Genomic DNA, 8011 nt, shown 5'->3' on the forward strand with positions numbered 1-8011 from the left:
GCGCTGAGCTGCACGGTCACCGCGGAGATCCCGGCGAACGCCATCCCCGTGAGCGCGGTGCCCAGCCCGATGAGCACCGACCCGAGGGGGGCGAACCCGCCTGCGATCGCCAGCCCTGCGACCACCGCGCACGCGAGGGCGTTGGTGATCGCGGCGACGATCAGGGTGGCGGTCAGGGCGGAGTGCCGGCCGGTGACGCTGGCGCGGATCAGCTCGGCGCGGCCGGTCTGCTCCTCGACGCGGGTGTGCCTGGTGACCAGCATGATGTTCATGAGCGCGGCGAGCAGGAACAGGTACGGGGCGTAGCCGGCGGCGAAGAACCGCTCGAAAGTAGGGGCGTCCATGCCGAAGGCCGGGCCGGTGAACATCCGGCCCACCGGTTGGGTGAACAGGGGCACCACCGCGGCCAGGTCGTCCTCCGTCGGCGCCAGCTGCGGGAGGGCCGCGCCGATGTAGACCACGAACAGCCCCAGGCCGCCGACCCAGGCCGGGAGCTTGATCCGGTCCCGGCGCAGGAAGAACCGGACGAGGGTGCCGGTGCCGGCCAGCGGGGAACCGGCACCCGCGGTGTGCGGGCGCTCACGGGCGACGGTGGGCGTGGCGATCATCGCCCAGCCGCCTGCTCTTCGGACGCGGTACCCAGATCGCCGGCCTCAGCAGCGTCGCCGTAGTGGCGCATAAGCAACTGCTCGAGAGTCGGCGGATGGGCGACCAGCGAGCGGACGCCCAGTGGTGCGAGAGCACGGACGACCTCGTCGACACTGTCCCCGTCGACCTGGAAGCGGACCTCGTCGTCGTCGATCTCCACATCGTGGACACCCTCGACCCGCCGCAGATCGTCCGCAGGTCGGTCCGTACGGGCGACCATCGTGGTGCGGGTCATGTGGCGCAGCTCCTCCAGGCTCCCGGTCTCGACGGTGCGGCCCTGCCGCACGATGGAGATGCGGTCCGCCAGCGCCTCGACCTGCGCGAGGATGTGACTGGAGAGCAGGACCGTGCGGCCGGCGGCCTTGACCTCACCGATCGCCTCCTGGAACACGACCTCCATGAGGGGGTCCAGGCCCGCGGTGGGCTCGTCGAGCAGGAGCAGGTCCACCTCGGAGGTCAGGGCGGAGATCAGCGCCACCTTCTGCCGGTTGCCCTTGGAGTAGGTGCGGGCCTTCTTTGTGGGGTCCAGGTCGAAGCGTTCGCACAGTGCGTCGCGACGCCGCCTGTCGAGCGGGCCACGCAGCCGGGCGAGCAGGTCGATCGCCTCGCCGCCGGTGAGGGTGGGCCACAGCTCCACGTCACCGGGCACGTACGCGAGCCTGCGGTGGAGCTCGACGGCGTCGGTCCAGGGGTCGCCGTCGAGCAGTCTGACGGTGCCGTCGTCCGCACGGAGGAGGCCGAGCAGCACGCGCATGGTGGTGGACTTACCGGCGCCGTTGGGGCCGAGGAAGCCGTGCACCTCCCCCCGTGCCACCTCGAGGTCAAGACCGTCGAGGGCGCGCGTGGCGCCGAAGGTCTTGACCAGCCCTCTCGCCGAGATCACGACGTCGTCCATGGTGGTCACCGCTCCTTCCGGGGGTCGTCAGGGGTGTCGAACGCGTCCGCGAACCGGTCGAGGGTGCCGGGTTCGAACAGGCCCTGGGTGAACAGCTCCACGACCGGGAGCATGTAGGGGGCGAGGTTCTCCGGCGGAGCCTCGGTGTCGAGGAAATCCACGCCGAGCAGTCGGTTCATGTGTTCGTGCAGGACCAACGATCCCAGCGACCAGAGCGTCAGTACGACGACTCGTTCGCGCGAATGGGCGCTGGGCTTGATGAGACCGGCCTCGACGGCGTCCCCGGTGTAGGCCTCGGCGTCGGCGACCATCTCGTCGATGAGATGCGCGATGTGATCGCCTCCCTCCGAGAGGGTGCGGGCCAGGTAGCGCAGCAGCGGGCGACTGTCCTCGATCTGCCGCAGCGACTGGAGCGGGTCCAACTGTGCGCCCTGACCCATCGAGGACTCCTTGCCCTGCCGCACCAGCCGCACCACGTGCTCGTCGCAGGCCCGGTGCAGTCGGTCCTTGCTCCCGAAGTGGTGGAGGATCAGCGCCTGCGACACCCCCGCCTCGGCAGCGATGGCCTTGAGGCTCGTCCCCGTGACGCCGTGCGCGCCGAATTTGGAGATCGCCGCGTCCAGGATGCGGTCGACTCCGCTTCGATCGGCGCTGCGTCGATCAGCCCCATCGCGGGCCGGGTCGTCGTGGGGCATGGCGGCCGCCTCTCGTGGCTGACTGAATGTTCAGTCAGCGTAGGGCAGCCGACGCGACCGGTCAACGATCGACGAGCCGGACACGGCGCGGGTGCACCTCCCCGAGCCGACGGACGCTCTCTCTCCGACGAACTACCGGGGAGGCCGGACCCGGTCCCAGCCCGCCGTCTCCTCCGCCGCGCGATGGGTCTGCTAGAGAAACTTCAGGACCAGGACGTCAGGATCCGGCGCCTGTCGCACGAGGTGGTACGGCAGTACGTACTCACCCAGCTCGACGTCCCAGTACGCGGGGGCCTCGACCGCCGGATGGGTGTCGTACCCCTCGGGGTGGGGATAGGCGTACGCGTAGTAGATGCCCTCCTCCGCACCACCCGGCCAATACCCCGCGCTCGACACCTCGTCGCTGTAGGCCTCGTGCATGACCCGGTCCGGGCAGTTCGGGACGCCACCGGGATGCTCAGGGGCGGAGCGTCCGGAGAACCGGGTGACGGCCAGATCGAACGCACCCCAGAAAAAGTGGACGGGCGAGGACTTCCCACGGAACCCACCGCGGAACGTCGACAAGACACCGTGCGCGCTGACCAGCGACCTCCAGAATCGGGCCACGGCGTCAGCGTCGTACGACGCGTGCGTGGTGTCCTCTGCGGACGGGATCACCTCCGGCAGCTCGACCGGGGTCCCGACGATGGTCACGTCGAACCCGAGATTACCCAGGTGTCCGGTGTACTCGGCGTAGAAATCGGCGACGGTCCGCGGTTCGAGCGCCATCCGACGGGAGCTGCCGTCGGTGACGAGGAACAGCAGTTCGTGGCTGACGAAGTCGAGGCGGATCTCCAGGCCGCGGTGTCCGGTGACCATCAGGGACGTGGTGAGCCCCCGCGCGTCCACGTACAGCGGGACGCCCCACCTCGGGGCCCTGCGGCACCCCTCTGCGTCATCCGAAACCCTGCGTCACCCGAAACCCTGCGTCACCCGCGTCGACGGCCGGGGGCCCGGTGCCGTTGGACGGCGTCGTGGTTGCCGCACCGGGCACTGCAGTAGCGCCGCTTACCGTTCCGGCTGGTGTCGACGAACACCTCGGGACACCCCGACCGGAGACAGGCCCCCAGACGGCCGCCCTCCGATTCGACCGCGAAGATCGCCAGACCACCTGCGGTGATGGCCCTGACACGCTCCACCACGTCGTCGGCGCCGTCCGCGAAGTGCAGGTGGGGTTTGTGCCCGTCGTGCGTATGCAGGGACGGCCTCGACGCGGCCGAGTCCAACAGCTCGTTGATGGCGTCGCACGTGGAGTCCACGTCCGGAGCCGAGAAGGGTGCCCTCAACCACAATGCCCACTCCTGTAGGCGGGTCGACCTCGCGTCGTCGAGATCGGGCCTGCGGACGCCGTGGGCGCGGAGCACGCCGACGGCCATATCGGTGTCCCACTCCCGGGCGGCGAGTGAGGCAAGCTCCGCCGCGAGAGTCGGGCCGACCATATTGCCATGGTTGAACTGCACTGACCCATTGCACCACAGTCAGCGCATGACCACAGCAGCCTGTTCGCCCACCGACCTCCACCACGACACCCCCGTTCCGCAGCTTGCGGATCCGGACGCGCACCAGCACGAATGGCTGACCCGCTCCTCCCACCGCACCAGCGAGGGCACTGTGACCTACGAGTCCTGCCACTGCGGCGCGCATCGCGTCCTGTGCGCCGGCGTGCCCGTCGCCCGGGTGTAGGGAGAGGCGACGCTCAGGGCGAGGTCGAGATCGAGCGCTCCTTGACCTTGAACCAGATCGAGAAGTCCTCGGCGGCCCGACGTACGACGTCGTAGTTCGAGCCGCCGGTGAGATCGTTGAAACTGTCCCGCACGCCGTCGACTCCGGTCGACCGGGTCTCCTTGGGGATGCCGAAGCCCATCTTCCAGTCGGCGAAGCTGCGTTCGGCTGCAGGTTCCGTCAGCAGGACCCGGACACGACTGTGCCTGTCATCGGCAGCGATGCGCGTCATCAACTCGTCGATCGCGGCCGGAGGGCCTTCGAGGAACTGAATGAAGCAGTTGTTCCTGAAGAGGAGGACACCGGTGATCCCGGCGGCACGATTGCGCTCGCGGGAGGTGAACAGAATTGACTCCAGATCGCCCGGCAGCATCTTCCGCACCGGCACGCTCGTGTACACCAAATACTTCAGTTGTCCGCTCCCGGGCGACGTGGGGAACTCAGCGTCCAGCGACATTCAACCCTCCCTCGCTCGCATCGGAAAAGTACAGATCATTCAGGCTGGAGATCGCCTCGTCCAGCGATCCGGACTCGCCCTGCGGTCTCGACATCCTGTCGTAGCAGGTGAAACTGCCGTCAGAATTCTGATCGATGTACCCCACGAAGTTCCCGCGGAAACTACCGACGAAGAAGCTGTCTTCCACCTGGGACCATCGTATTTCTTCGTACCCTTCGATTGCCGAAGTCACTCCCACCCCTTTTCCCTCTACAAGGTGTCTCGCCATCTGCCGTACACGTCGACAGAACGTGGCCCGAGCCACGTCACCGGGAGACGCTGCCGCCGCGCGCGGCCGAAACAGGGATGGGCACGCATCGACGTTTCACCCGATCCCACAGTGCTCTTCTTGCCTAAGAACTCACATCCTGCTGAAGCTATCCGTCATAGCGGCATACAGGGCCATCATGATGCGCGTCGGAGGACTGCGCCACCGATGGCATCGGTCGCGTCCGGAACGCGGGGAGTGCGATCCCGATGACGAGCGTGGTCAGACCTCTCCCGGCCGCGATACCGTCCGGCCCAGTCGGCGTGACACCGCGGCGCCCCACGGGGTGGTGAGCCGGGCCGCGGTGAGGAGGCCCTCGTCCTGCAGCACCCGGTGGACCGGGCCGCGGGTGAGCGCTCCGCCGGAGAGCACCACCGCGTCGTCCGCCCAGGCCCAGGCGAGGTCGACATCGTGCGTGGCCATGAGGATCGCGGCCCCGGCGGCGCGAAGCGACTCCAGCGCCGCAAGCAGGTCCTCACAGGAGAGCGGGTCGAGCCCGGCCGTCGGTTCGTCGAGAAGCAGGACGCGAGGCCGCATCGCCAGCGCACCCGCCAGGGCCACCCTCTTGCGCTGCCCGAAGGACAAGTGGTGGGGGACGCGGTCGGCGAGATCGGTGATCGCCAGCGCCGCCAGGGCCTCGTCGACCCGACGGGCCACCTCGGCGCGATCCAATCCGAGGTTCACCGGGCCGAAGGAGACGTCGGCCCGCACGGTCGTGGCGAAGATCTGGTCGTCGGGTTCCTGGAGCACCATCTGCACCGACTGCCGCAGGCGGGTGCGGTCGGCGCGGCGGTCCCGGACCCGCTCCCCGTCCAGTTCCAACTCCCCGGCCTCGAGGCGGTTCAGGCCCACGAGCAACCGCATCAGGGTGGTCTTGCCGCTGCCGTTGCCACCGAGAAGCGCCATCTTCGCCCCGGCGGGGATCGTCAGGTCGGCGCCGTCGAGCACGGTGTGGGTGTGACCGCCGAGGGCATCGAGACGCCGGTAGGAGAACCGGGCACCGCGCAGCGCGAGGACGGTCACGTCATGACCCCCAGTATCGAGACGGACACGAGAACCAGACAGATGACGAGCACGCGGGTGGCCGAGACCGGGTCCGCCTCGGCGAGCACTGCGGTCTGGCCGCGCTCGGCGCGCATGGACATGGCGTCGTCGATCGCCCGTGCCCGCCTGACGGACAGGACGAAGACCGAGGCGAACTGGGTCCCGACCGAGCTGATCGCGGCCCGGGCGGTGCGGTGTCCGAGTCTGAGGTCGTGGGAATGCCGCAGCGTGCGAGCGGAGTCGATGAGCAGGCCGATGAGCCGGTAGGTGGTGTCCACGACGTGAGCCAGCGGGGCGGGCAGTCCGGCCCGCCGGCCGGCGGCCAGGAGGTCGGCGACGGGCGTGGTGCACGCCAAGGTGATGGTGGCGGCCGTCGCGGCGATCGCCCTGCTCACCGTCCGCCAGGCGGTGTCGACCCCGGCCGGATCCACCACGAGGCGCCAGTCCACCACGTCGAGCACGAGGGGACCAATTCCCAGGGCCAGGAACGCGACGGGGGCGAGCAACGCCGCGAGGTAGATCCTGGCGGGGACGCGGGCCAGCGCCAGCGCGCACACACAACAGACGGCCAGGATCGCCACGTGGCCCACCGGTGGCGGCACGAGCAGTGCCGCCACCAGTAGACCGCCGAAGAGCAGGAGCTTCTCGGCTACCGGGAGGTCCGACCAGCGGTTGTGGGAGGCCGCGAGTTCGAGTGGGTTCACCTAGTTCTCGGTCGGACAGTGCCCGGTCGGACCCGTGGCCGCCGCCGGTGGGTGCGCCGCACCCGTCGTGCTCTCCCGGCGCTGCCTGCTCCGCGTCCGCAGGACGCCGAGGCCGTAACCCACGATCCCGCCGCCGATCCCGGCCTGCAGGGCGAACACCCCTGATTCGACCTCCCCCGGCAGCTCGGGCAGGAGCGGTTCGAACCACGGCTCGTAGTCGGGAGCGACCTCGCCGACGGTCCCCTCCGCCTGCCCGTCCGCACCCTCGAACTCTCCGCCCGCCCCGGCGCCGTAGACCAGGGAGAACACCGCGATCGCGAACGCCACGGTGACCAGTCCCACCAGTACCCACACGCTGGCGTGCTTCTTCCCGCTCATCGCACCGACTCCGTGGCCTCGACCCGATCGGTACGGTCTTCGAGATCCGCGAAGGTTCCCGCCCCGGCGAGTCGCGCCCTCCGGAAGAAGCCCACCAGGTCGAGCTCACGGGAGGCGATTCGCAGGAGCACGCTGACGATCACCACGACGATCAGAGCCTCGACGACCGCCAGCGGGATCTGGGTGATAGCGAACACGGCGAGGAACTCGGCCATCGAGTACCACAGGCCGTGCTCGGCGCTCGGGAACGCCAAAGCGAGCTGGGCGCTGGTGACGAGATACGTCACCAGGTCGGCGAGGAACGCGGCGACGAAGACCGCGCCGAGCAGCGGCACCGCGACCCGTCGACACAGGACGAACGCGCCGTAGGCGACCCACGGCCCGGCGACCCCCATGGAGAACACGTTCGCGCCGAGCGTGGTGATGCCCCCGTGCGCGAGCAGCAACGCCTGGAAGATCAGCACCACGGTGGCGACGAAGGCCATGACGGGGGGCCGGAAGATGATCGTCCCCAGCCCGGTCCCGGTGGGGTGCGAGCTGGAGCCCGTCACCGACGGGAGCTTGACGGCCGACATGACGAACGTGAACGCCCCGGCCACGCCGAGCAGGACGCCCGCCTCCGGTGTCCGACGGACCGTCCTGATGACCTCGCGCGCGCCGTGGATGACGAACGGCGCCGCGACGGCCGTCCATGCCACAGCGTGCACCGAGGGGAGGAAACCCTCTGCGATATGCATTTACCTGAGACCTTTCTGCCCGTCACCTCGCGGGCACTCGTGGTGGCAGCCACGGCCGGTCTCCTGGCTCACGGGTTCCCCCGGCCCATCTCAGAAGGGATGGGCCGGATCGCCGCCGGTCCGCCTTCCCACCCACACAACGCGTGCGAGCAGTGGCACAGAGGACTGACGACATCATCCGTTCACAGTGGCGAGGGCCGCCCCGGTCTCACACCGGGTTCCCGAACACCGCAGCTGAGCAGATCCTAGCCCCCTCCCGGCTGCCGGCCCCGCCGCACCGACCCGGTGCGGACTCGGTGCCGACTCGGGGGGCCGACTCAGTACCGCGCCGATTGGGCGTCCGAGACCAGGCACATGCCACCGACCGACTTCAGAAGGGGCCGCA

At 69.3% G+C, this 8011-nt stretch carries 10 protein-coding genes, 2 pseudogenes and 1 riboswitch; of the genes and pseudogenes, 1 reads left to right on the plus strand and 11 read right to left on the minus strand.

The genetic code is table 11. The features are described from left to right. The 5 genes and pseudogenes from G6027_RS15210 to G6027_RS15230 form a co-directional block, all read right to left on the minus strand. Positions 1-608: pseudogene (locus G6027_RS15210) on the minus strand (ABC transporter permease); the annotation flags it as partial. Continuing rightward, entirely contained in the window at positions 605-1543 is a 939-nt protein-coding gene (locus G6027_RS15215) for an ABC transporter ATP-binding protein (protein ID WP_182637913.1), read from the minus strand. The pseudogene G6027_RS15210 and the gene G6027_RS15215, both read right to left, overlap by 4 nt. Before the next feature lie 5 nt (positions 1544-1548). Next, positions 1549-2238 (minus strand): TetR family transcriptional regulator, encoded by a 690-nt coding sequence (locus G6027_RS15220; RefSeq protein ID WP_182637905.1) that lies wholly within the window; start codon positions 2236-2238, stop codon positions 1549-1551. Between the two features lie 192 nt (positions 2239-2430). Beyond that, positions 2431-3264: pseudogene (locus G6027_RS15225) on the minus strand (DUF5996 family protein). After that, positions 3207-3716, minus strand: coding sequence for a CGNR zinc finger domain-containing protein (locus G6027_RS15230; protein ID WP_187702939.1), 510 nt, complete (start codon positions 3714-3716; stop codon positions 3207-3209). The pseudogene G6027_RS15225 and the gene G6027_RS15230 overlap by 58 nt, the downstream one beginning before the upstream one ends. A gap of 46 nt (positions 3717-3762) precedes the next feature. On the opposite strand from G6027_RS15230, the gene G6027_RS15235 reads away from it, so the two are divergent. Continuing rightward, entirely contained in the window at positions 3763-3960 is a 198-nt protein-coding gene (locus G6027_RS15235; RefSeq protein ID WP_182637914.1) for a hypothetical protein, read from the plus strand. A 13-nt stretch (positions 3961-3973) separates the two neighbouring features. Here the strand turns inward: G6027_RS15235 and G6027_RS15240 are convergent, their stop codons facing one another. The 6 genes from G6027_RS15240 to G6027_RS15265 form a co-directional block, all read right to left on the minus strand. Next, a complete protein-coding gene (locus tag G6027_RS15240; RefSeq protein ID WP_179524150.1) occupies positions 3974-4456 on the minus strand; it encodes a BLUF domain-containing protein in 483 nt (160 codons plus the stop codon). Beyond that, on the minus strand, positions 4440-4643 hold the full coding sequence (locus tag G6027_RS15245; RefSeq protein WP_241727172.1) for a hypothetical protein: 204 nt from the start codon (positions 4641-4643) through the stop codon (positions 4440-4442). The genes G6027_RS15240 and G6027_RS15245 overlap by 17 nt, the downstream gene beginning before the upstream one ends. Positions 4644-4985: 342 nt before the next feature. Continuing rightward, complete coding sequence (locus tag G6027_RS15250) at positions 4986-5786, minus strand: ATP-binding cassette domain-containing protein (protein WP_182637908.1); 801 nt, start codon at positions 5784-5786, stop codon at positions 4986-4988. Further along, a complete protein-coding gene (gene cbiQ, locus G6027_RS15255; protein WP_182637909.1) occupies positions 5783-6511 on the minus strand; it encodes a cobalt ECF transporter T component CbiQ in 729 nt (242 codons plus the stop codon). The genes G6027_RS15250 and cbiQ overlap by 4 nt, the downstream gene beginning before the upstream one ends. Continuing rightward, complete coding sequence (locus G6027_RS15260; protein WP_182637910.1) at positions 6512-6889, minus strand: energy-coupling factor ABC transporter substrate-binding protein; 378 nt, start codon at positions 6887-6889, stop codon at positions 6512-6514. Then, on the minus strand, positions 6886-7626 hold the full coding sequence (locus G6027_RS15265; protein ID WP_182637911.1) for an energy-coupling factor ABC transporter permease: 741 nt from the start codon (positions 7624-7626) through the stop codon (positions 6886-6888). Before G6027_RS15265 ends, G6027_RS15260 begins: the two co-directional genes overlap by 4 nt. 35 nt (positions 7627-7661) lie before the next feature. Beyond that, positions 7662-7874: riboswitch (cobalamin riboswitch) on the minus strand. Between the last annotated feature and the right edge of the window lie 137 nt (positions 7875-8011).

The organism is Dietzia sp. SLG310A2-38A2 (assembly GCF_014145095.1).
Lineage (GTDB): Bacteria > Actinomycetota > Actinomycetes > Mycobacteriales > Mycobacteriaceae > Dietzia.